The following is a 22,396-nucleotide window of genomic DNA, read 5'->3' as shown; positions in this document are numbered from 1 at the left end:
ATTTTAACTACAAAGCCCGTAGATGACGACTTCGAACCCGTTCAGCACTACCAGTAGGAATTGCAGCAATTAATTTTTGTGTGTATTCCTCTTTGGGTTCTAGATAAATGCTTTCGGCTGTGCCTTCTTCAACAATTTGACCACGATTCATGACTAAAATGCGATCGCTCATAAATTTCACCACACTTAAATCGTGAGAAATAAAGATATAAGTAAGCTGAAAATCTGACTGTAATTCTTTGAGAAGATTTAATACCTGCGCCTGTACTGAAACATCCAACGCAGAAACTGATTCATCACAGATGATAAACTTAGGATTCAATGCCAAAGAACGGGCTATGCAAATCCGTTGACGTTGACCACCAGAAAACTGATGAGGATAGCGGTTCATCGCATCTGCACTCAACCCCACCCGTTCTAGGAGTTCAGCTACCCGTTGCCGTCGTTGTTGCTTTGTCTTACCAACGGCGTGAATTAACAACGGTTCCATCACCGCATTCCCAACCTTCATCCGTGGATCGAGCGAACTAAAAGGGTTTTGGAAGACTATTTGCATTTCCCGCCGCAGTTTTTGCAACGGTTCTCCTTTGAGGCTAGTAATATCTTGTTTCTCAAAGATAATCTGACCACTCATCGGTTCAATTAATCGCAGCAAAGTTCTGCCAAGGGTGGTTTTACCGCAACCAGATTCTCCCACCAAACCTAGTGTTTCTCCTGGCTTGACATCAAAGGAAACGCCATTAACTGCCATATTGTAGCGTTTTGTCCCACCAAATACCCCACGCACTGGAAAACCAACTTTCAGGTTGCGGATTTGCAGCAGGGGTTCCTTTTTATTGAAGTTTGCCAATCTTGCAGCAATCTCTTCGGTGGTCACTTCTGTGGGTTGTGCGGGTTCTTTTGGCTGAATTACTACCTGTCCCGTTGCTGTCTCTTCTGCACTCATATAGTCAGAAACGGTAAGTAATTTTTGAGGACGGCGGTTAAGTGTAGGGCGACAAGCTATCAAACCTTTAGTATATGGATGCTGGGGAGTGCTGAAAATTTGCTCAGAAGTACCAGATTCAACAACTTTACCTTTATACATCACTGCTACTTGGTCAGCAATTTCTGAAATTAGCCCCAAATCGTGGGTGATGAAAATCATTGCCATGTCACGGCTTTGCTGCAATTCTCGCAACAAGTCCAAAATAGTCGCTTGCACCGTCACATCTAAAGCTGTGGTTGGTTCATCGGCAATTAAAATTAATGGGTTGCAAGAAATTGCCATTGCAATCATTACCCGTTGCAACTGACCCCCAGAAAGTTCATGAGGGTAGCGTTCTAGCATGGCTTCTTTGTGTTCTTTAACCAACTGTGCCAACTTTGGCCCATCTGGTTTAGATAAATTGGCGTTGGTTTGATGCCAAGTTTCAATATACTGCTGCTGGATCTCCTCATCGCTAGGTAGAAGTTTAACCTCTTGTAGACCTGCGATCGCAATTTGCCGTGCTTGGGCTACTGAGACATTTTGATGCCGCATAATCGCTTCTGTTAGCTGAAACCCGATGTTATAAACCGGATTAAGCGAACTCATCGGTTCTTGAAAAATCATGGCGATGTCGCCACCCCGGTGTAACTGCATTTGCTCAGGAGGCAGTTTTACTAAATCGATGGGGTTGGCATTTTCCTGCGGACGAAACCAAATTTCACCGCCAGTAACTATACCGGGAGTTTGCAACAAACCCATTGCAGCTAGGGCTGTCACTGATTTACCACTCCCCGATTCTCCTACTATTCCTAGAGTTTCACCTCGATGCAGCTCAAAGGAAATACCATCCAAAGCTCTGACAGTGTTGCCATCACCGGGAAATTCAACTTGGAGATTGCGAACCTCTAGGACAGTTTCTCTCATAGGAGTTGGGTAAAAATATTAACTTAAAATTATTTGGATTTTAACAAGAGTTTTGATGTATATGTGAGTAAATTGGTTTTATTAAGCAAAACCTGTCCCTCTCCAAGTCGGAGAGGGATAGACTATAACTAAAGTTCAAGACAGAAAAAGGTTCGTTGAATTCACGTTTCGTCAAAAAGGTGAGAGCATCAAGGAACCCACCTACGACTATTGGCTAACCTCCAAAGCCAGGAATTAAACGCTTGAGGGCACGATCGGTAACATCGCTATAGCGCAGTTCTCCACACATAATCTGACCCATGATTTTGGCAGCAGAGGGATGCTTAACACCAACTTTGTAGCCAATACCAGGAAAGCGATAGAATGCTCCAGCTAGTTTTTGTGCCCAAGCCATCTCAGTCCCCCATTCTTCATTAATAGCTTCACTATATTTTTCTAAAGCATTGATGTCACCAGAAAGGGCCTCATTAATGGCTCCTGCTGCAATCAAGCCACTAAAAATTGAAGGACGAATGCCTTCTGCTGTCATAGGATAAACTACACAAGCAGCTTCGCCAGCCAAAACAGCATTTTGGGTATGCAACTTTTGCTTTCCATCCCACAAGCAAAGAGGATAACCATACTTCTTGCTGGTTGTGATATCTAGATTAAACGATCGCGCGTATTCATCTAAAATCTTCTTAAAATCCTGGGGTTCGCCACCGCCAAACGTACCGACACCAATGGAATAACCATCCGCTTTCGGGAAGTTCCAAATGTAGCCATTTTTCACCAAGCCCAACTCAATGTGAATTGTGGATTTGTCTTTTACAGTGGTGGAAACCTCTGCTTCCAAAGCTGCTGCTAAACGGCGTTTACGTTCTTTGAAGCCTAGCCATTTTGCCATTAGCCCTTTAGCACCATCAGCCGCGATTAAGTAGCGACCTGTAATTGGCCCATTGGCTGTGTTAACTTGCCAATGGTCAGCTTTAAATTCAATACCCGTTACTTCAGTATTATCTCGTACTTCAGCCCCTTGCTTCTGCGCTTGCTGCACTAGGAAATGGTCAAAAATATCTCGTCGCACCATCCAGACTGGTTCTTCTGTGGCTATTTTTGCTTCCACTGGGTCGCCTAATTTCAGGTAAAGCGAAAGGAGTCAGCTTTTACAGAAATTGCTGGGCTAAAATCAAAGTCAAACCATTGAGCGATCGCTGGAGATACACCACCACCACAAGGTTTATATCTTGGTAGGGATTCTTTTTCTAAGACTAATACTGAGCGACCCTGTTTGGCTAAATGATATGCAGCTGTCCCACCAGCTGGCCCAGCGCCGACGATGATGCAGTCGTACATAAGGCTGAATTTTGGCTCCTGAATTAGTTGATTTTCTCTTGAGTAGGGGCACAATCCATTAATTGCCCCTACTTTAATTATTTACGTCTACTTACTTGTTTAATTTTTGTGAGATACCTAAACAATGATAAAGGCTGAAGAATTTTACCATCATCCTTCAGCCTTTATGCTTCAAACTTTAGACTTTAAACAGTCGTAATGTCTTTTTCTTTTTCTGCCAATAGTGCGTCTATTCTGCTTGTATACTCGTTTGTGAGTTTTTGCAAGTTGTCTTGTTGGTCTTTTGATTCATCTTTGGAGATTTCAGAGGCTTTCTCCTGCTTGCGAATCGAGTCTATGGCATCGCGGCGGATGTTACGAATAGCAACACGACCCTCTTCAGCGTACTTAGTAGCCATTTTGACGAATTCTTTTCGGCGATCGCTTGTCAAAGGCGGAATATTCAGCCGAATTACAGAACCATCGTTGCTGGGGGTTAAACCAACATCTGAAAGAGAAATCGCCTTCTCAATAATGTTTAGGGTGTTGCGTTCGTAAGGTTGAATTAGAATTGTCGAGGCATCTGGCGTGCTAATATTTGCCAGTGATTTTAAGGGTGTAGGTGAACCGTAATAGTCCACTAATACCTTATCTAATAGACTCGCATTGGCGCGACCAGTGCGGATCGTGTTAAAAGCTCGTTGAGTTGACTCAACAGAACTTTGCATTTTGCTTTTCGCGTCAGCTAATATCACAAGAACCTCCCACAAGGGTACCGATGGATTCTCCCAAGACTGCTCGGTGGATGTTACCTCGCACCGTTAGGTCAAATACCAGAATTGGGATATTATTTTCTTTACACAAGGCGATCGCAGTACTATCCATCACCCGCAGATCTTTGGCTAGAACGTGCGCGTAGGTAAGGCTATTGTAACGCTTGGCGTTAGGATAAATCTCAGGGTCAGCATCATACACCCCGTCTACTTTGGTGGCTTTAAAAATCACTTCCGCATCAATTTCTGCTGCTCTAAGTGCCGCAGTAGTATCTGTAGTAAAGAAGGGATTTCCAGAACCAGCCCCAAAAATTACCACCCGCCCTTTTTCAAGATGACGGATGGCACGACGACGGATATATGGTTCTGCTAATTCTTGCATAGCGATCGCAGTTTGCACCCGCGTCTGTACCCCTATGTGTTCTAGCGAATCTTGCAACGTCATGGCGTTCATTACCGTGGCAATCATCCCTATGTAGTCAGCGGTTGCCCTGTCCATCCCCGCCGACGCTGCTTTCACGCCACGAAAAATATTGCCGCCGCCAACAACGATGGCCATTTGAACGCCAGTGGCTATCACCTCTGCTACCTCTTGAGCTATTCCTTTGACCACTTCTGGATCAATGCCATAGCCCATGTTGCCCATTAAGGCTTCACCGCTCAGTTTGAGTAAAACCCGTCGGTAATTCGTTCCCATGAAGTTACGCTTTATCAAAAAAGTTGCAATTGCCTCCAATTTAAGATAGCAGTTACAGGGACTATCTATGTCTAGTTACGCCAAATCAATGTAGTACCTACTGGTTCTGTTTGTGGTACATCTATTGGTTGGCCAAGAAATAGAGAGGCGATCGCAGTTCTTAAATATTCTTCTCCCACTGCTGATGCATCTTGGGGATGATTGTCAATTTTGCCTTTGTAGCGGACTATACCATTGGCATCTATTAAAAAGGCCATTGGTGTTTTCGTAGCACCAAAACTTTGGGTTACATCTTGCGTCGAGTCCCACAGGTAAGGAAAGTTCAAATTGTGACGCTCGGCAAAAGCTTTCATATTTTCAAAGCTTGTCCTAGTTTCATGATTACCATCACTACCATTCATCCCAATTAGTGTGAAGCCTTTGGGGGCAAATTTGGCTTGAATCTTTTTTAACCTGTCTATATACCACTCTACATAAGGACAGTGGTTACACATAGAAATAACGCCCACTGCTCGGAACTTCTCAAGATAACGCCTGAGATGGTGTACTTGACCGTCAATTCCTGGCAGTTCAAAATCGGGTGCATAGCTCCCGATGGGAGTATCGATTGTTTCTAGTATATTCATATTGTCTGGCTCGCAGAACTAGGAACAAGAAAAATGTTGTTAAATTCAGCGTCAGTTTCCAGTTGCAAACCACCCCTTAGCCGATGCCTCATATTCTGACAATGTTATAGATCAAAATAGCGATCGTAAATTGTGAATCTACTGAATCTAGCACTGATGCTAATTCACTCACATCTAAAAAAATGGCAAAAATATTAGAGTTGTCGGGAAATAAAAGATAAGTGAGGCAATGCTGGTCTTGTAATTGGGATTCTCTTAAGCAGCCATCAAGTAGAAGTTCCATAATCCTGCTGCGGTCAGCATCAAATGGTCATCAAAGTTTTCAATCCGATTACGATAAATGACACTGGCGGCGTTGTAGCGCTTCACACCAGCAAAGGCATTTTCGCAAACTACACGGGATTGACTCAATTGACGATTCTCCGTTTTTTGAAGGTCACTTAACTTGCCCCCTTTGGGCTTTTTGTGAGGAAGATGGAGATTGTCATACTGCTTCTGTAATCCCTGAAAGCCCGAGTCTACTTCAATCGGAATTTCATCAGGCACACTACCTGCAATGTCATCTTCGTCATGAAAACGTTTGTCATGCAGTTTGCCTTCTCGTGCTTTGCTTAAGATCAAGACCCGTTTGGTTTCATCAACTGCCGCCAAGTGTTTACGCGTATGACGTTTCTTTTTACCGGAGTAATTCTGTTGTTGTTGTTCTCTTTCTTGAGGTCGCGCAATTGGGCGTTCTGTCCCATCAATCATCACTCGTTGCACTCCTGGAAAGCGTGACAAAAATGCTTCAATGCTTTCGAGATGGCGTTCCGGCAGCGCCATCTTCTGTCCCAAAGCCGCTTCTAATATTGGCTGCAATCGATGCATCCACTCATGTGCCTGGGAGCGATGCATATCAAAGAGCAGTCCCGCCACATCGAAGGTCGGATAACATTTGAAATAGAAAAGGATGAAAAACAATTTGTCTTGGGCTGTAAGTAAGCGGGCTTTGCGTCCTCCACCCAGGCCACGTTGACGAGGCTTGGCCTGTTGAGTATCTAGGTACATCGTGGTAAACGTGGGCAAAAGGGCATCAAATGCTTTCCGGTTCAACCCAGTTAATGCCCTCAACAGTCGGTCTTGCTTCAGCGCACCTTCAATATTCAGCATCATTCTTCCCTACCACTGCTGTCTATTCTCTCTTATTTCCCGACAAGTCTATTACTCATATTATAGAAGCGATGATTCCTAATGCTGACATAATCTAAGTTGTGAGGAAATTACCTCTATCAACAAGATGAAAACTCTTTACCTGGATAAAACTATCAACCTAGAAGCTTTTCTAGTGTATGTCTAAGTTATCACTAGACCAAAGGATTTTATTTGAAAATCTGATAAATTTTATTCAAATTCAAAAGAATTTTACTTACGCCTTGCTGCTGACGGGCTTTTACTCTTGTATTCCTAAAATTTCCCATGACAACCTCAAGTTCAAAAACAGCATTTACCTCTACAGAAACCTGGATTTGGCAAGATTTCCCTATCTGCTATCAAACCCAAGGAACCACTGGACCTGCTGTTGTCCTCGTGCATGGATTTGGCGCTTCTTGGTGGCATTGGCGGAAAAATATTCCCGTGTTAGCACAAAATTGCCGAGTTTATGCTATTGATTTGATTGGTTTTGGCGGTTCCGCAAAACCTAAACCTGGTGAAAAAATTACCTACACTCTAGAAACATGGGGACAACAAATAGCAGATTTTTGCCGTGAAGTTGTCGGCGAACCTGCTTTTTTAGTTGGAAATTCTATTGGCTGTATTGTAGCTATGCAAGCAGCTGTTAGCAACCCAGATATTGCCTTGGGAGTTGCATTGCTCAACTGTTCTTTACGGCTGTTGCACGATCGCAAACGGGTAACTTTACCTTGGACTCGTCGTGTCGGAGCGCCCTTACTGCAACGCTTGCTTTCTATCAAACCAGTTGGTGATTTCTTTTTCAATCAACTTGCCAAACCGAAAACAGTACGGAAGATTTTACTAAAAGCTTATGCGAATCCTGAGATGGTAACAGATGAGTTGGTGGATATTCTCACTTCACCAGCAAGCGATCCGGGGGCTGTAGCTGTTTTCCTTGCCTTCACTTCTTATTCTACAGGGCCTCTACCAGAAGACCTTTTACCGCTGCTACCTTGTCCGGCAATTATCTTGTGGGGAACGGCCGATCCCTGGGAACCAATTAAGTTAGGTAGAGAATTGGCTAATTTCCCACAGGTACAAAAGTTTATTCCTTTAGAAGGAGTTGGGCATTGTCCCCAAGATGAAGCACCAGAGTTAGTCAATCCGATTTTACTTGATTGGATTTGGGAGCGATCGGCAGTGTGAGATTCAGTTGAAAGCTTTTATTGCTTGCCACAGACACAAACTATGTAGAGAATACATCTGGTAGCGGTAAAAGAGTAATTATTAAGTGCAAGTTTACAGAGAATTAATATAAGATAAAAGCCCGTTTTAACGGGCTTTTTCGTCTTTCAAGCTTAGTCTAAAACGCGGAATACAGAGATACGCACTTGTTCTGCCCTGACTTGCAAACTTCGGCATATTTCTTATCATCTGTTGGTTTTTTAGCATTGGGAGTGGAAAGCCTTGTTGCAAGTATTCCAGACGGCAAAAAGTGCAAGTTAAATAGGCTTAGTACCAGGATCTGGGACTGCCCCATCCACGACGCCAACCGCCGCCCCATTTAGGACGCAAACCGCCGCGCCATCTAGGACGCAAACCGCCGCCCCACCTGCGGACGTAACCTCCACCTAAAAGCTCCTGTTGCTCTATGGATAGCTCGACAAGCAAATCGGATTGGATGGATTGAGATGACATAATTGTTTGCCTCACTTTTGTACAGTGCAAAAGAATGGCTAGTGCCTTGAGGGAGACAGCTTTTGCTGTACTTTTCTCTGAAGTAAACGGAGTTTACCTATATTTAACAAGGGGCTTAAGCCCCTTGTCTGGTTATAGGAGACTGCTCAAATCCTTTCTCAAAATTGAATTTATCTTGAGAGAATTATTATGAGCTTTTCTTTTCCCCACTAATTCCAAAGTTTAGGACCACCTTGGGATTTTACGGAGACTCACGATACCACTAATAAAGAATCGTTTACGACGGGAAGTGCCTGGAGATGGGCCTCCACCAACGGAAGAAGGCTCTTCATCAACCGCTCCTTCATCACCTGATTCTTGATCGCCTGAGTCTCCTTCTTCACCATTTTGTCCACCAGCTAGAAGCTGTTGTTGCTCTGTAGATAAGTCCACAAGCAAATCAGACATGGTAATTTGATTTGACATAATTTTTTACCTCACTTACTAACATAGGTGTTATTCACCTATATTTTTAATAGTAATTATTTTTTGACAGTTTAAATTATTCTCAGGTTAGAAATAATAATAACAAACTTATTCCTTTTGACTCATGAAAAATAAAATAAAAATCAAAATAATTTTGCATTTTAATATTGGTAAAACCGCACCAAATATTGATAAATACCTCAAGTTTTATCTTGACTTAGGAACCTAAGATTTGAGATATCTATATCTTATTAACAAATGTAGAGGCACGAGTAATTGTGCCTCTACGTCTAGAAGATTTATTTTCCAAAAAATAACTTTTATGAGAAGATACTATTTAATAGATTGGCAATTAAATTTTTCCATTTATTCTCTCCTAAACTAGAGCTTGGTAAACCAAACGTTATGGAAGATCCAATAGTAAATTGTGACAAACTATATCTAGTTTTTTGTGAAGAAACATCACCACTTACAAGCTTTAATGTATTGTCTGCCGCACTTTGGATATTAGTTTGCTGGAGAAAAAAATTACTTCCGCCAGGTATATTTGTGATTTGCCCAGCAGCTAAGTTTTCCTGTTCTTTTTCCGACAAATCACTGAGCCATTCAGGATGATGGGATTTGGTATTTTCAGACATAGTTTTATTTGCTCATACAAAGACTATTTTTTACAGTGATAAAAACTTTAAATGCTCTCCTTGCTGAGAGAGAAAAGTCTCAAGATCGCCTTGTATTTGTACCTGACCTTTATCTAGTAGTACAATCCAATCGGCTCGATTAATTACGCTGGGACGATGGGTAATCAAAATAGTAGTTTTGCCTTCTCGGTATTCCAAAAGCCTGTCTAGTACGTGAGATTCACTGACTGGATCGAGTCCAGCTGTTGCTTCGTCTAAAATCAGTACAGGTGGATTGGTAAGAATGCCTCTAGCGATCGCTAATCGTTGTCTTTGTCCACCAGAGATATTTGCCCCAAATTCCCCTAAAACTGTTTGATACTGATTCGGAAGTTGGCTGATAAACTCATCTGCATCAGCTATCTGGCAAGCTTTGACAATTTCCTCAAAGGAAATATAAGGTGTTCCTAAGCGGAAGTTTTCTAAAATTGAGCGACTCCAGAAATGAGGTTCTTGGGGTACATAGACTACTTGTTGTCGCAAACAATCCAGGGAAAGGTCGTTGATGTTATAGAAACCAATGCGGATATTGCCAGAGTTAGGCTGATATAAGCCTGCAATCACTTTCGCTAAAGTACTTTTACCACAACCTGACTTACCAATCAAAGCGATCGCTTTCCCTCCAGGAAGTTTGAGAGAAAAATCCTCTAATAAGTCAACTCTGCCAGGGTGGTGAAATTGGACATGGGAACAGCGAATGTCTGCATCACTAGAAATTTGGACAACCGGCTTTTGGCTACCTCCGACTACTTCCGGTGTCGCATCGATAACTTCTAGAAGGCGAGAAATTGCTGTTTGAGAGCGAAAATATTCATCTACTAAGCCAACCAGTGAGTTAATTAAAGCCAGAACATTGAACTGTAAGGCGTTAAAAGCCAACATTTGACCAATGCTTAATTCCCCATTAATCACCAAGATACTTCCTAAACCAAGTAAAATCACACCACCAAGGCTAGCTATAAGCTTGCTAATAGTACCGTTGATAATACCGATTTGGATGGTGCTAAAAGTCAAGTTAGCAAGGCAGCCAAAGCGGCTTTGAAATTCATCCCAAAACTGCGGAGCGGCATTTGTAGTTTTGATTACTTGTGCGCCCTTAAATGTTTCCACCAAAACACCTTGATTTTCCGTCCCTAAAACTAAGAGACTGCGGGTTTTTTGTTGGAGGATGGGTAAAAAGGGTAGCGTAGAGAGGGTAATTAACCCAGCAAAAACTACGACTGCCATTGTCAGTTTCCAGCTGTAAAACAGCATCAGGCCAAAAGAAACCACGGCAACAAAAAATTGGCTAGGTAAAAGAACTACAATTTGCGATACCAACTGGTTGATGTCGTTGATATCTCGCAGACGGCTAGTGATTTCACCACTACGACGAGCTTCGTAGTAATTTAAAGGCAATTGGAGAATTTTTCGCCCAAATTCCAAGACTAATCCTAATTGCAGTCGCTGCCCAAAATGAGCAATCATAATCGCCTGCAATAGTTGCAAAGTACTGCCGAATAAGCTCATAACTACAACGGCTGAGATCACAACAGTGAGTAACTGGGTATCTCCACGCACAAGTACATCATCTGTAAGCAGTTGGATCAAGACGGGAGTACCTAGAGCCAACAGACCTAAGACAATATTGATCGTTAAAACTTGAGTTAGCAGTCCACGATAAGGCAAGATGCGTACTAAAAAGCGACTTAAGCCACCTTTTGCTTCTTCTGCGGGCTGCTCAAAAAAGCGGACTGGATCTGGCTCTAGTAAGAGCATCACCCCATTCCAAGCTTCTGTTAACTCTTCTTGGTTAATATAACGGATACCCACAGCTGGATCGGCAATAACGTACTTATTGCCGCGCTTGGTGTATAAAACAACCCAATGATAACCCCGCCAATGAATAATTGCTGGTAGATTGATTTCTGTGATTCTATCCACGATCGCAGGTGAAGCTTTCACTGCCCTGGCATTAAAACCCAGATTCTCAGATCCACGCTTTAAACCCAGCAAAGTTGTTCCTAGCTGTCCAGTTCCAACGGCATCTCGACTGCGATTTATGCTTAAAAAACGTCCGTAATGTTTGCAAATTGAAGCAAGGCTGGCGGCTCCACAGTCTTCTTCACTCAACTGCAAAACACACTGGTAATTTTTATGGGGTTTGAATAGATCGAACATGGTTACAGACCTATTAAATGAGTGATTAACGGGATGTGCAACTTATCTTTAGAACCCCGCTTCCATTCCTCTCCCTCACAGGGAGAGAGGCTTTGATTCTTGCTCCCCAACGCTAGTAGGGAAGGGGTTGGGGGTTAGGTCTGAGAGAAAGTTGCACCCGACACGGCGTTGATTAAAAATTTGTGATGAATCTGGCTTTGCGGAGAATGAACTGAAGCACTGTTTCTCGGCGGGAAATTATATCAGCCCTACCTTCCATACCCGCTTTCAGATGACACTGGCGATCGCCTCTACTCAAATATGAAGTTTGTGGCTCAATAGTTACTTCATAAGCAACTATCTGGGCTACACCTGAATTTCCATTATTTTTTACAGGTAAAGCATCTGGTGCAACTGTTTTGACAGTTCCTTTGAGAGTGCCGTAGTCTGGATAGGGACAAGCAGAAACTTGCATTTGAACTTTTTGTCCTGCTTTTACCTTGTCAATATCTTGAGCCGGCACACGAGCTTTAAGTAGTAAAGAAGCGTTGAGAGGAGCAATCTGAGCGATCGCTTCACTTGGCTGCACTACTTGTCCTGGGTTGCGAAGATTCAATTGCAACAGTGTTCCGGCGATTGGCGATCGAATCACACTCAAATTCAAGTCGGTTTGAACCTGTTGCAAATCTTTGCTGCTGCTAGCGAGTTGTTTTTGGAGTTCAAGGCGTTGCTGGAGTAAGGTTTCTCGTTCTTTTTTCAAAGCGGCTAAAGTAGCCTCACCTCTAGCCCGTTCCTGCTTAATCCGTTCAGATGCCACTATTACTGTAGCATTACTGGCATTAATTGCGGTTTTAGCTTTTTCTAAATTCGTTTGCGCGATATTTAGGGCTTGTTCTTTGTCCTCCAAAAGATTTTTAGCAGTAACTTTAGCTTCTTCTAGCTTCGCCTGAGCAGATATAACTGCTTGTTCTTTTTCCTCAAACAGATTGCGAGAAACCGATCCCGATGCGACTATCGGCTGCAATCGGTCACGTTGCACCTTGGCTACTTGCAAAGCTGCTTCTGCTTCTTGTACAGTTGCCCTTAAAACTTTTTCCCTTAGTAAGCGATCGCGTTGTACCTTGGCTAAGATTAAAGCTGCTTGTGCTTGTGTCATATCAGCCGCAGCTTTAATTTGCTGATCTTGATAGTTGCGTTGTGTCCCATCTAATTCAGCTTGTGCAGCAATAAGCGTGCGGTTGGTTAAGTTTGTCTGCGCTGCAATCTGGGTATCGATTTCACCCAGTTGAGCATTAATTTGACTTTGTTGTAATTTACCTTGCTGAATACTATTTTCTAGTTGACTCTTTTGAGTCTGAAGGCGAGAATTATCAATTTGAGCGATCGCTTGTCCTTGAGCCACCACCTGATTTTCTTGAATATCAATGTTTTGAACGGTTCCAGCCATAGCAGACTGAACAACCCGTAGTTCTCCTACAGGTCGAATACTTGCAGGAACTTTGACCGTGACATTGTAACTGAGAATAGATGTAAGAGCGATCGCAGCCACAAAGGTAGTAAGTAAAATTCCTCCGCCAATGTTAGTCCATTTGCTGAGATGGGGGAGAAACTCGTTAACATCAACTACATGGAGTTGTTCTGGATTGGGTTCATTAAACCTATTTCCAAAATAGTTTTCCTCGCGGACTAAATAGTTCGCCATGTTAGATCATTTTTTGAAAATGTATACGTCAAAAGCTCAGATTTATATAATATCAACCCCAATTCTTTTGCTGCAAAGCTGATTATCTTACATACATTGATTGCAAATCAGATGCTACAAAAAAATATATATCTTTGGTCATACGCCACAGGGCATATTAAAGAATTAAAGTCTATGTTAATCTTGCCAAGATTAATCAGATAGCTAATCACAATGTGAAATGGGCTATCATCAGGAGTGTTTGCCAAATTCAAGAATGAGAAAGTATATACTGCTAAAAATTCCCAGCATAATGTTTTATGATTGTCTATAATTAGTAAAAGGGGAAGAGAAAGATGTGCGCGACAAGATAAGCGAATTTATCTTTCTCAAGATTCAAACGCGGGCAACGCGGTAAGAATACAGAGGAGAACGCTCAAACTCCCTCAAAGTCCTCACTTACGTTGAGCGAGTTACAATAAACTCCTCTGCCCCCTTTTTTATTTATAAACAAAACAATCTTAACTACAAACCTACACCCTGAATCTGGATGGTTGGTTTCTATGCAGAGTCAAATAACAGACAAGTATTGAAATTACTTATTTGGATTTCTGGTCAGGTAAAAAAGATAGATAGTAAAAAACAAGTCTTACAAAAAATAGATTCGCTCTTGGATGGTTGAAAACCTTAACTCACAACTTTCTCGTTGATACTCTTTTCGCCGATGATTTTGATAGATGATGAAGATGTAGAATATCTATCGGCTAAGAAGCGGAAACTTAGAATTTCCAGATTATCCAGCAGCACCACAATGATAAAATTGGTGGTGCTGTGTGGTGAAAGTAGACAGGTAGTCTCTATAGTAATCAGCTACTCGATTCAAAGTTGCAAATTTAAACTAAGAAAAGTCATAAAAGCCAACAAGTACAAAAAATACTTTTGGCATTTTATTTTTTACTTTCTCTTCTTTCTCTGCCTAAATTTGCTAAATGCTCTGATGATGTAATAGCTGATTTTTTCAAATTACCTGTGGAAATAATCAATCTAAGCGGTAAACAGACCTGGTAATAAAGGAGGTAAGGCAAGTGCAGGTAGAACAGCAGCACCACCTAATTGTAAGGCCTGTGATGCTGATGTCTGAGTACCGTCATTTGAGCCTTGACTGTTAGCTTCGCTGCCTTGAGGTCCAGATCTGCTCCTTCCGTCTAACTTTGTAAGTCTTCTAGCGAAATTGGTCTGATTTCTCTGAGAGTCTACACCACCAGCGATTAGCTCTTGTTGTTCGTCAAATAACTCGACAAACAACTTAGATCTGTTGATTTGATATGACATGATTGTTAGCCTCACTTACGAAATTAGGTATGTGACTACCTAAGACCCAACTATAGGCATTGTTTGTCATGATTTCATAAACCTGAAGACATAAAACCAAATTGTATTTTTGTTTCTTAAGGTAGATATAAGATCAAGATTTTTTTTTAGATATACCAATGCGCTAGAGCAAGAATGGTCAATATTTGCTATTTTCAAACTGATTTAAACTATTTGAACATATATTGATAAATTTGGCATATCTAAAACCACTACTTTCAATACTTCTCGGTTAAGGGGTAAAGGGGAAAGGGAAAGAAAAAACCTTTAACCCTTACCCTTTACCCTTTACCCCAAACCCGATTCCGAATTAGAAATCCACAAAGCGAGAAGTATTGCCACTACTTTGACATGATGAGTGGGGAATCATTAATCAGTTTTACTTAAGTCTTTGCAACTAATACATAACCATTTGCGACAAATAGACAACCTGTCGTAAGTTCTAGAGCAGTAAAGCAAGAAAGAACGCCGCAATGGCCAAACCGTCGTTAACCGCTCAAAACTATGACAAATCACTCAAAAAGTTGGGGTATTGTTTTAAACTCTAAGTTACTATAGTGAACTTTAAAACTATGCTGACCCAAGATAAAAAACAACACAACTGGAAACCTATTATCAAAGCATTCGAGGTTGTCCTTGGCAAAAATGGCGTAGTGCAACGCCGTGAAGAACTTATTACTTATGAATGTGATGGTTTAACTGGCTATCGCCAACGTCCGGCTGTAGTAGTATTACCTAGAACAACAGAACAAGTTGCCCAAGTGGTAAAAATATGCAATCAGTATTCTATCCCCTTCATCGCACGCGGTTCTGGTACTGGTCTATCTGGCGGTGCTTTACCAGTAGAAGACTCTGTTTTGATTGTCACTTCCTTAATGCGGCAAATCCTCAGCATTGATTTGGAAAATCAGCGCACAATTGTTCAACCGGGCGTGATTAATAGTTGGGTAACACAAGCCGTTAGTGGTGCTGGTTTTTACTACGCTCCTGACCCATCTAGCCAAATTATCTGCTCTATTGGGGGCAACATTGCTGAAAACTCTGGTGGCGTACATTGTCTTAAATATGGTGTCACCACTAACCACGTTTTAGGATTAAAAATTGTCACGCCAGAAGGGGAAATTGTAGATTTAGGCGGACAAATACCCGAAATGCCTGGTTATGATTTAACAGGTGTGTTTGTTGGTTCTGAAGGCACTTTAGGAATTGCCACAGAAATTACTTTGCGAATTCTCAAAAGTGCAGAATCAATTTGCGTACTGTTGGCGGATTTTACCAGTATTGAAGCTGCTGGAGCAACTGTTTCTGATATCATCAGCGCTGGAATTATTCCTGGCGGTATGGAAATGATGGATAACTTCAGCATCAATGCAGTTGAAGATGTTGTCGCCACAAATTGTTATCCCCGCGATGCTACTGCTATTTTGCTAATCGAAATTGACGGGCTAGAAGTGGAAGTTGCAGGAAATAAGCAGCGAGTGACTGAAATTTGTAAAAAGAATGGGGCACGAAATGTCACTTCTGCTAGCGATCCAGAAACCAGATTGAAATTATGGAAAGGACGTAAAGCTGCTTTTGCTGCGGCTGGGCATTTAAGTCCAGATTATTATGTGCAAGATGGTGTAATTCCCCGGACTCAGTTGCCTTTTGTTCTGCATGAAATTGAGGCATTAAGCGAACAATATGGTTATCGTGTTGCTAATGTATTTCATGCTGGTGATGGCAATCTTCATCCATTAATTCTTTATGATAATTCTGTGCCTGGAGCATTGGAACAAGTAGAGGAAATGGGTGGAAAAATTCTCAAACTTTGTGTCCAAGTTGGTGGGAGTATTTCTGGTGAGCATGGCATTGGTGCAGAGAAAAAGTGCTATATGCCACAGATGTTTAGCCCAGTTGATTTAGAAACTATGCAATGGGTACGACAAGTTTTTAATCCCAAAGGGTTAGCAAATCCTGAAAAGATATTCCCCACACCACGAACTTGTGGTGAAGCAGCAAATGCATCAGCTATCAAGCAATTTGAAGGTGTGGAAAGATTTTAATAAGGAATGATGAAGAAGATGATAAGTTTATGAAGTTTTGACTTTTTACAGGATGGAGAAAGTTAGATCAAAAGCTTGGTGTAGCGTTGCGATCGCCAGAAAAAGTACCTTGGTTTGTTGCTGTATTAAATAGACAGCTACAGTATTGTATTTTCCCGGGTAAATTGGTAAAATTCTGCGTATTAAGCTTCACATTTGAGCTTAACAAAAGAATAAAAACCCTCTTCCTCAGACAGGATATTGGAAATTTTTTGCTTTTCTAGCGGCTTACCATAGATTATTTCGGCTCCTGCAAACTGAAAGCTGTAAGTGTTTTACAAGCTGACGAAGGCTGAGTCTGGGTCATCTTGATAGGCTCGAATTTTTATGAAAAGGCAGGGTAAAGGTTCTATCCGTGATGCGGAGTTGCTGAGTCAGTCTGACTGACTTAGTAACTCCGTACCAAAGAATATAGAACCAAGGGATAAGAGAATGCGTCTGAGAAAGTTAGTCAAATATGGGATTTTTGTGCTGATACTCGTCATCGGGTTCTGTTTCACGGCAATTGCCCGTGGTTATGAAATTCCACCCCTAAATCAGCAGGTTGCGATCGCTCAACAGACGAGCGATCTCATGCTCAACACGTTGTTCGCTGCACTGACGCAGGAGTTCGACGAAACTACTGCACAGAACGTAGAGCAGGGCAAGCAGTCCATCTCGCTGATATTTAACGATCGGAACAAGGATATGCGGCTGGTTGGCACTGTTGACCCGCTCCGGGAAAACGATCGCCCCCGCGACAACTTCGAGTTTCAGGCAAACGCGCTGGCAATGGCGGGGCAGGCATACACGTCCGTTCAGAAGGTAGACAATCAATGGTACTATCGACGCTCGATCCCTCTCAGCAACTTAAGGGCGGAGTGTGCCCTCTGCCACGTCAATTTCCCGGTCGGTCCCACGCCAGACCAGGTGGGTGCGCTTATGCTCAGGGTGCCGATCCAGAACTAAGGCACTTCCAAAAAATAAAATAATTATTGTATGAAGTTAGGAGTCAGTGCTGTCGTTGGCATCACTGACTTTCTATTTTGTAGTAAATTCAAATGAGTTTTTAGGTGTTTCTTTATTTTGTAGATACCGCGAAATCTCAGTATTAGGTTTTGGTATCGTTACAGCACTTTTCATGTATTTGAACCACATCTGTTATCTGTTGTAGGGGCAATTCATGAATTGCCCCTACTTGCATGGTCTATTTACCTGAAAATAGCTGTAAGTATATTTATGAACAAAATTGACTTTATATTCTTTAACTGTTCTGACTCCTGAATTGTTATTTAATCATCATTTATTCACATACTCCGGAGAATTACAATTTTATTTTGTAGTTATATATAATATTCCGATCGCACTAGGTCACGCTTACAAATGAATCGGTTTGCTCGCCGTTGTGTTTCTTACTTAATGTGTTTGGGATTAGTGGTCACTTTAACAGTTTTTTCATTTTCTTCAGTTTCTTCATTCCCAATTTATTCCCAAAAGATAATTCCTTTACCTACAGAAATTCGCGGCGTTTGGCTCACTAATGTTGCTAGTGGTGTACTATTTGTCCCTTGGGGCATTAACCGGGCTATAAACCAATTATCGTCCCTCAATTTTAATACAATTTATCCTGTGGTTTGGAACCGAGGACATACTTTTTATAAAAGTGCTGTAGCTGAAATGACTACAGGCTCAGATACTCAACCTTTCCTCAATTTCATGCACGGTGGACAGGATGTTTTAACAAAGATAGTGACACTTGCCAAAAAGAAAGATTTGAGAGTCATTCCCTGGTTTGAATATGGGTTTATGACACCGCATTATTCACAATTAGCAAGGCGTTATCCCGACTGGTTAACAATTGGGCAAGAAGGTATAAAGTCTATCCAAGATGCACCACCAGAAGAAATTGATAATAGTTTAGTAAGTAAACTGGCTTGGTTGAATCCCTTACATCCGCAAGTGCAAGAGTTTATCCGAGGGCTAATTTTGGAAGTAGTCAGAGATTATGATGTGGACGGTATTCAGATTGACGACCATTTTGGGATGCCAGTACAGTTTGGCTACGATCGCTTCACGATTGAACTTTACCAGCAAGAACATCAAGGCAAAAGTCCTCCCATCGACCCTTTTAACTCAGAATGGATGCGTTGGCGGGCAGACAAAATTACTGATTTCATGGCAGAACTCTATCAAGCTGTGAAGGCGGTGAAACCCAAAATCAAAATATCCCTATCTCCAAACTATCAAGCTTTTGCCTACAAATACTATTTGCAAGATTGGGAAAATTGGATAAAAAAAGGTTTAGTTAATGAGTTAATTTTGCAGGTTTATCGAAATGATAAAAGCTCTTTTATTGCTCAATTAGAACAACCATCTGTGAAATTGGCTCAAAGTCTAATTCCTGTAGAAATTGGTATATCAACGGGAACGGTGCGTAATCCTGTGAAAATGGCACAAGTTAGAGAACAGGTTCAAGCAGTACGCGATCGCAATTTTAATGGTATATCGTTTTTCTACTGGGAGAGTCTCTGGGGTTACATTGTACCGGAATCGCCCCAACAGCGACGCAAAGCTTTTTTTGAGATGTTTAATGCTAGAACTGTCAGACAATTCAAACCAAAAAAACTTTGATGCCATTCGCGCCGGAAAATACTAGATTTAGCTTTACACTGCTGTGGACTATCGCTACTTGTGGCGGTTTTTTATTGAGTTTACTTTTTATTGAAGTTGGCGATCAGCCAGATGTTGGGGTGGTAGAAGCAGCTATCGGCGGATTTGCGATCGCACTTCCTCAAGGTTGTCTTCTCAAAGAACCTGTGTTTTGCATCAGGTGGATTTTGTCAAGTCTTTTGGGTTGGAGTATCATCACTGCGATCGGTATTGGTGCAGTAGGTTGGATTGTACCCAGCATTCAGATTCTTCCTTTGAGAATCCTGTCGGGAGCGATTTATGGCGCACTTGGTGGCTTGGGAATTGGATTGACACAATGGTTAGCAATTCCCCAGCCTGTGGCGTGGCGATGGATATTTGTCTCTTCGATCAGTTGGGCTGTTGCTGTCCCCGTGGGTTCTGCTGTGGGGATGATTTTACACCACTTAACGCAACTATTCTTAGGCGAAGTTATGGGGTTAGCTATCACTTGGCTGCTAGTTGGTATCCTCACCGGAATGAATGCTCATAAATTGCGGTCGTGAGTTCCTATTACCCTGCCTCACCCAATAAGTTTATTAAGAATTGTAAAATTAATTGATATAATATGATAATTGTACTTAAGTATATGCAAAAATCTTGGAAAACTGTTCAAAAAATCATTAAATTTGCCCTAAACTGCAAATGTATTTTCGCCTTCAAAAAGCAGGATTTGTTAAGCTGACTTCTATTAGCTTTCCTAGATTTCTGACCAGAAGTAGAGAAAGATTTAAATTTCGATGAGCAACAGCTGACAATACTTTGCTATAGGCGCTAAAGTGCATCTACTACAAGCATAACGATAAGAGAGCGCCTAGAAGAGTCAGTAATACCAGAAAGGGACTCTCGCATGAATAAAAATCCAGCAGAATCAACTATGGAGTTGACAAAATTATCGCCCCCTCAAATTATCTTTGGCACAGAAGTAGATGAGAAAAATAGTAGCGAGCAATTTCTACTGAGCATGTACGATTCTGTGCAGGCATCAATCTTTGTAGTAGATGTTCTAGAGGATGGAGATTTTCAGTATGTGGCACTTAATCCCACTCATGAGCGGTGGATAGGCATTCGCTCAGACGATCTCCGAGGCAAAAAACCAGAGGATATTCTCTCCCCCATCGATGCTGCGAGGGTGCGTCAGCACTATGCTGACTGTGTGCTATTTGGTAAAACTATTTCTTACGAACAATGTTTGCAATTCCAGGGGGTTACTACTTGGTGGAGTACGACTCTCACGCCACTAAGAGATGCTAACTCCCGGATTTATCGACTGATTGGTACTAGTAGCAATATCACCCCTGTGAAGCAAGCCCAAGAAGCAGTCGGACTCCAGTTTGAACGGGAGCAGTTGTTAGAAGCGATCGCCGGACGGATTCACCAATCTATAGAATTAGAGACAATTCTGCATCAGACAACAATTGAACTGCGACAATTTTTGAATTGCGATCGCATTCTAATTTATCGCTTCCAGCCTGATGGCAGTGGGGTAATTGTTGCCGCAAGCGTCGCTGCAAGCGATTCACTATTGGGAAAAAACATCATCGATCCCTGCTTTAGTGGCAAACATCCAGAACACTACGGGCAAGGTTGCATTCAAGTTGTTGAGGATATTTATGCAGCAGGTTTGCATCCCTACCATATAGATTTCCTGGCATCTTTGCAGATTAAAGCCAATGTAGTCGTGCCGATTTTCCAAGAGCAAGATATGTGGGGGCTATTGATTGCCCATCATTGCCAGGAATCGCGTCAATGGCAGCAAGCAGAAACTAGCTTACTCAAACAACTGGCAACTCAAATCGGCATTGCTGTGCAACAAGCAGAACTTCGTCAGCAGCTTAAGGATCTCAAAGCCGAAATAGAGTTGCAAAAACAGAAGCACAAAAATCAGTTGCAGCAGGTACGAAACTTTGAAGCCTTGGTGCGACGGATGACAGAACAAATCCGCGATCGTCTGGATGAAACTCAGGTGTTGCAGACTGTCACTCAGGAATTAACAGAGTTACTGACCCTTGAACGTTGCCAAATTGAACTCTATAGCCCCTGTCAAACCCTGGTAACTATTGCCTACGAGTACAGCAGCATCAACAACCTACCACAGTGTCAAGAACTGACTAGACAGATTGCAGACCGTCTGGAAGTTTATCAACCCTTGTTGCAAAAACAACCTCTGCAATTTTTAGAAATTGCCCCTGGATGGCAACCAAACCTATTGGTTATGTCCCAGATGGCTTGTCCAATTTTCGATACTCAAGGGATTTTGGGAAATCTTTGGTTGACAAGACCATCACAAGAGGCATTTGATGAATTTGAAATTGAGTTAGTGCAGCAGGTTGCCAATGAATGTGCGATCGCAATTCGGCAAGCCCAACTTTACCAACAAACCCAGACACAAGTTAAAGAATTAGAAAATTGCGATCGGCTCAAAAACCAATTTCTCCGAAATCTCTCTCAAGAACTGCGAACCCCAATAACTAGCATCAGCCTTGCAGTCCAAACCCTCGAAAGTGTCTTAACACCAGCAGAAATATTAGAGATAGAAATAGTTCCACAACTCTTGCAGATTCTGCATAACGAGTGTGCGCGAGAAAGCAAGTTAATTAACGATCTACTCAAACTCACATATCTTGAAGCAGAACCCGAACCCCCAACTTTGATTGCCATTGACTTACAAAGCTGGCTTCAGCCCATTGTCGAGTCTTTTCGAGACCTCACCAACTGTCAGCGACAGCAGTTAAAACTGAGTATCGATCGCGCACTCCCGCCTTTAGAGACAGATATCACGGATATGGAGAGGATTATCACCGAACTACTCAACCATGTCTGCAAATATACCCCAGCAGGTGAATCAGTCACAGTCTCTACCCACTTAAGAGGGGATGCAGTAGAGCTTAATATTAGCAATTCTGGACTAGAGCTTACCAGCAATGAACTGTCACGGATTTTTGAGCCTTTTTATCACCTTTCCAAACACGATCCTTGGAAACACAGCGGCACTGGACTGGAATTAGCATTAGTGCAGAAAATGGTCAGACATTTAGGCGGCTCAATTTATGTAGAGAGTGGAGTCGGTCAAACCACTTTCATCATCAAATTCCCCCTTTAATCCGTTTTTTGGGCGTGTCACTAGCTAAATTCTCAGAAGTTGTGCTATGATGGTT

At 42.1% G+C, this 22,396-nt stretch carries 18 protein-coding genes and 1 pseudogene; 6 read left to right on the top strand and 13 right to left on the bottom strand.

What is annotated here, in order from left to right; genetic code table 11:
• Positions 1–7: 7 nt before the first annotated feature.
• From NPUN_RS31180 to NPUN_RS31150, 6 genes and pseudogenes are all read right to left on the bottom strand, one after another.
• Positions 8–1,894: an ABC transporter ATP-binding protein gene (locus NPUN_RS31180; protein ID WP_012412366.1), complete on the bottom strand. Its 1,887-nt coding sequence runs from the start codon at positions 1,892–1,894 to the stop codon at positions 8–10.
• Positions 1,895–2,108: 214 nt separating this feature from the next.
• A pseudogene (locus NPUN_RS31175) lies at positions 2,109–3,229 on the bottom strand (geranylgeranyl reductase family protein).
• A gap of 185 nt (positions 3,230–3,414) precedes the next feature.
• Positions 3,415–3,963 carry a ribosome recycling factor gene (frr, locus tag NPUN_RS31170; protein WP_012412365.1) on the bottom strand — a complete coding sequence of 183 codons (549 nt, stop codon included), beginning with the start codon at positions 3,961–3,963 and terminating at the stop codon, positions 3,415–3,417.
• Entirely contained in the window at positions 3,950–4,678 is a 729-nt protein-coding gene (pyrH, locus tag NPUN_RS31165; RefSeq protein WP_012412364.1) for a UMP kinase, read from the bottom strand. Before pyrH ends, frr begins: the two co-directional genes overlap by 14 nt.
• Before the next feature lie 71 nt (positions 4,679–4,749).
• Positions 4,750–5,304 carry a thioredoxin family protein gene (locus tag NPUN_RS31160; RefSeq protein ID WP_012412363.1) on the bottom strand — a complete coding sequence of 185 codons (555 nt, stop codon included), beginning with the start codon at positions 5,302–5,304 and terminating at the stop codon, positions 4,750–4,752.
• A 255-nt stretch (positions 5,305–5,559) separates the two neighbouring features.
• On the bottom strand, positions 5,560–6,456 hold the full coding sequence (locus tag NPUN_RS31150) for a transposase (protein ID WP_234710955.1): 897 nt from the start codon (positions 6,454–6,456) through the stop codon (positions 5,560–5,562).
• A gap of 303 nt (positions 6,457–6,759) precedes the next feature.
• Between NPUN_RS31150 and NPUN_RS31145 the strand changes: the two genes are divergently transcribed.
• Complete coding sequence (locus tag NPUN_RS31145) at positions 6,760–7,662, top strand: alpha/beta fold hydrolase (RefSeq protein ID WP_012412362.1); 903 nt, start codon at positions 6,760–6,762, stop codon at positions 7,660–7,662.
• Between the two features lie 306 nt (positions 7,663–7,968).
• Here the strand turns inward: NPUN_RS31145 and NPUN_RS31140 are convergent, their stop codons facing one another.
• The 7 genes from NPUN_RS31140 to NPUN_RS31115 form a co-directional block, all read right to left on the bottom strand.
• Positions 7,969–8,154, bottom strand: coding sequence for a hypothetical protein (locus NPUN_RS31140; protein ID WP_041565746.1), 186 nt, complete (start codon positions 8,152–8,154; stop codon positions 7,969–7,971).
• A gap of 222 nt (positions 8,155–8,376) precedes the next feature.
• Positions 8,377–8,619: a hypothetical protein gene (locus tag NPUN_RS31135; RefSeq protein WP_012412361.1), complete on the bottom strand. Its 243-nt coding sequence runs from the start codon at positions 8,617–8,619 to the stop codon at positions 8,377–8,379.
• 320 nt (positions 8,620–8,939) lie between these two features.
• On the bottom strand, positions 8,940–9,257 hold the full coding sequence (locus NPUN_RS31130; protein WP_012412360.1) for a hypothetical protein: 318 nt from the start codon (positions 9,255–9,257) through the stop codon (positions 8,940–8,942).
• Positions 9,258–9,287: 30 nt separating this feature from the next.
• The gene (locus tag NPUN_RS31125) at positions 9,288–11,456 is read right to left on the bottom strand and encodes a peptidase domain-containing ABC transporter (RefSeq protein WP_012412359.1); all 2,169 of its coding nucleotides are present in this window, start codon (positions 11,454–11,456) and stop codon (positions 9,288–9,290) included.
• A gap of 172 nt (positions 11,457–11,628) precedes the next feature.
• Positions 11,629–13,137 (bottom strand): beta-barrel domain-containing protein, encoded by a 1,509-nt coding sequence (locus NPUN_RS31120; RefSeq protein WP_012412358.1) that lies wholly within the window; start codon positions 13,135–13,137, stop codon positions 11,629–11,631.
• 666 nt (positions 13,138–13,803) lie between these two features.
• Positions 13,804–13,926 carry a hypothetical protein gene (locus NPUN_RS44315; protein ID WP_272913946.1) on the bottom strand — a complete coding sequence of 41 codons (123 nt, stop codon included), beginning with the start codon at positions 13,924–13,926 and terminating at the stop codon, positions 13,804–13,806.
• Between the two features lie 234 nt (positions 13,927–14,160).
• Complete coding sequence (locus NPUN_RS31115) at positions 14,161–14,421, bottom strand: CTB family bacteriocin (RefSeq protein WP_234711011.1); 261 nt, start codon at positions 14,419–14,421, stop codon at positions 14,161–14,163.
• Between the two features lie 638 nt (positions 14,422–15,059).
• Here NPUN_RS31115 and glcD point away from each other — a divergent pair.
• The 5 genes from glcD to NPUN_RS31090 all read left to right on the top strand — a co-directional run bounded on the left by glcD (position 15,060) and on the right by NPUN_RS31090 (position 22,341).
• The gene (gene glcD / locus NPUN_RS31110) at positions 15,060–16,532 is read left to right on the top strand and encodes a glycolate oxidase subunit GlcD (RefSeq protein ID WP_012412357.1); all 1,473 of its coding nucleotides are present in this window, start codon (positions 15,060–15,062) and stop codon (positions 16,530–16,532) included.
• 471 nt (positions 16,533–17,003) lie between these two features.
• Positions 17,004–17,519, top strand: a complete 516-nt coding sequence (locus NPUN_RS31105; protein ID WP_041565744.1) for a hypothetical protein — start codon at positions 17,004–17,006, stop codon at positions 17,517–17,519.
• Between the two features lie 414 nt (positions 17,520–17,933).
• Positions 17,934–19,181 (top strand): glycoside hydrolase family 10-like protein, encoded by a 1,248-nt coding sequence (locus NPUN_RS31100; RefSeq protein WP_012412356.1) that lies wholly within the window; start codon positions 17,934–17,936, stop codon positions 19,179–19,181.
• Positions 19,181–19,744, top strand: a complete 564-nt coding sequence (locus NPUN_RS31095) for a hypothetical protein (RefSeq protein ID WP_012412355.1) — start codon at positions 19,181–19,183, stop codon at positions 19,742–19,744. The genes NPUN_RS31100 and NPUN_RS31095 overlap by 1 nt, the downstream gene beginning before the upstream one ends.
• A 344-nt stretch (positions 19,745–20,088) precedes the next feature.
• Complete coding sequence (locus NPUN_RS31090; RefSeq protein ID WP_012412354.1) at positions 20,089–22,341, top strand: sensor histidine kinase; 2,253 nt, start codon at positions 20,089–20,091, stop codon at positions 22,339–22,341.
• Positions 22,342–22,396: the final 55 nt, after the last annotated feature.

It is taken from the genome of Nostoc punctiforme PCC 73102 (assembly GCF_000020025.1).
GTDB classification, from domain to species: Bacteria; Cyanobacteriota; Cyanobacteriia; order Cyanobacteriales; family Nostocaceae; genus Nostoc; species Nostoc punctiforme.
Note: the sequence above shows the minus strand (reverse complement) of the source record. Positions and strands in the feature narration are given on the sequence as shown.

Bases quoted from the DNA above. Each gene is read 5' to 3' on its own strand.
- NPUN_RS31120 (WP_012412358.1), bottom strand. From the start codon at position 13,137: ATGGCGAACTATTTAGTCCGCGAGGAAAACTATTTTGGAAATAGGTTT.
- NPUN_RS31145 (WP_012412362.1), top strand. From the start codon at position 6,760: ATGACAACCTCAAGTTCAAAAACAGCATTTACCTCTACAGAAACCTGG.
- pyrH (WP_012412364.1), bottom strand. From the start codon at position 4,678: ATGGGAACGAATTACCGACGGGTTTTACTCAAACTGAGCGGTGAAGCC.
- NPUN_RS31135 (WP_012412361.1), bottom strand. From the start codon at position 8,619: ATGTCAAATCAAATTACCATGTCTGATTTGCTTGTGGACTTATCTACA.
- NPUN_RS31090 (WP_012412354.1), top strand. From the start codon at position 20,089: ATGAATAAAAATCCAGCAGAATCAACTATGGAGTTGACAAAATTATCG.
- NPUN_RS31125 (WP_012412359.1), bottom strand. From the start codon at position 11,456: ATGTTCGATCTATTCAAACCCCATAAAAATTACCAGTGTGTTTTGCAG.
- NPUN_RS31130 (WP_012412360.1), bottom strand. From the start codon at position 9,257: ATGTCTGAAAATACCAAATCCCATCATCCTGAATGGCTCAGTGATTTG.
- NPUN_RS31105 (WP_041565744.1), top strand. From the start codon at position 17,004: ATGCGTCTGAGAAAGTTAGTCAAATATGGGATTTTTGTGCTGATACTC.
- NPUN_RS31095 (WP_012412355.1), top strand. From the start codon at position 19,181: ATGCCATTCGCGCCGGAAAATACTAGATTTAGCTTTACACTGCTGTGG.
- NPUN_RS31100 (WP_012412356.1), top strand. From the start codon at position 17,934: ATGAATCGGTTTGCTCGCCGTTGTGTTTCTTACTTAATGTGTTTGGGA.
- glcD (WP_012412357.1), top strand. From the start codon at position 15,060: ATGCTGACCCAAGATAAAAAACAACACAACTGGAAACCTATTATCAAA.
- NPUN_RS31150 (WP_234710955.1), bottom strand. From the start codon at position 6,456: ATGATGCTGAATATTGAAGGTGCGCTGAAGCAAGACCGACTGTTGAGG.
- NPUN_RS31180 (WP_012412366.1), bottom strand. From the start codon at position 1,894: ATGAGAGAAACTGTCCTAGAGGTTCGCAATCTCCAAGTTGAATTTCCC.
- NPUN_RS31140 (WP_041565746.1), bottom strand. From the start codon at position 8,154: ATGTCATCTCAATCCATCCAATCCGATTTGCTTGTCGAGCTATCCATA.
- NPUN_RS31160 (WP_012412363.1), bottom strand. From the start codon at position 5,304: ATGAATATACTAGAAACAATCGATACTCCCATCGGGAGCTATGCACCC.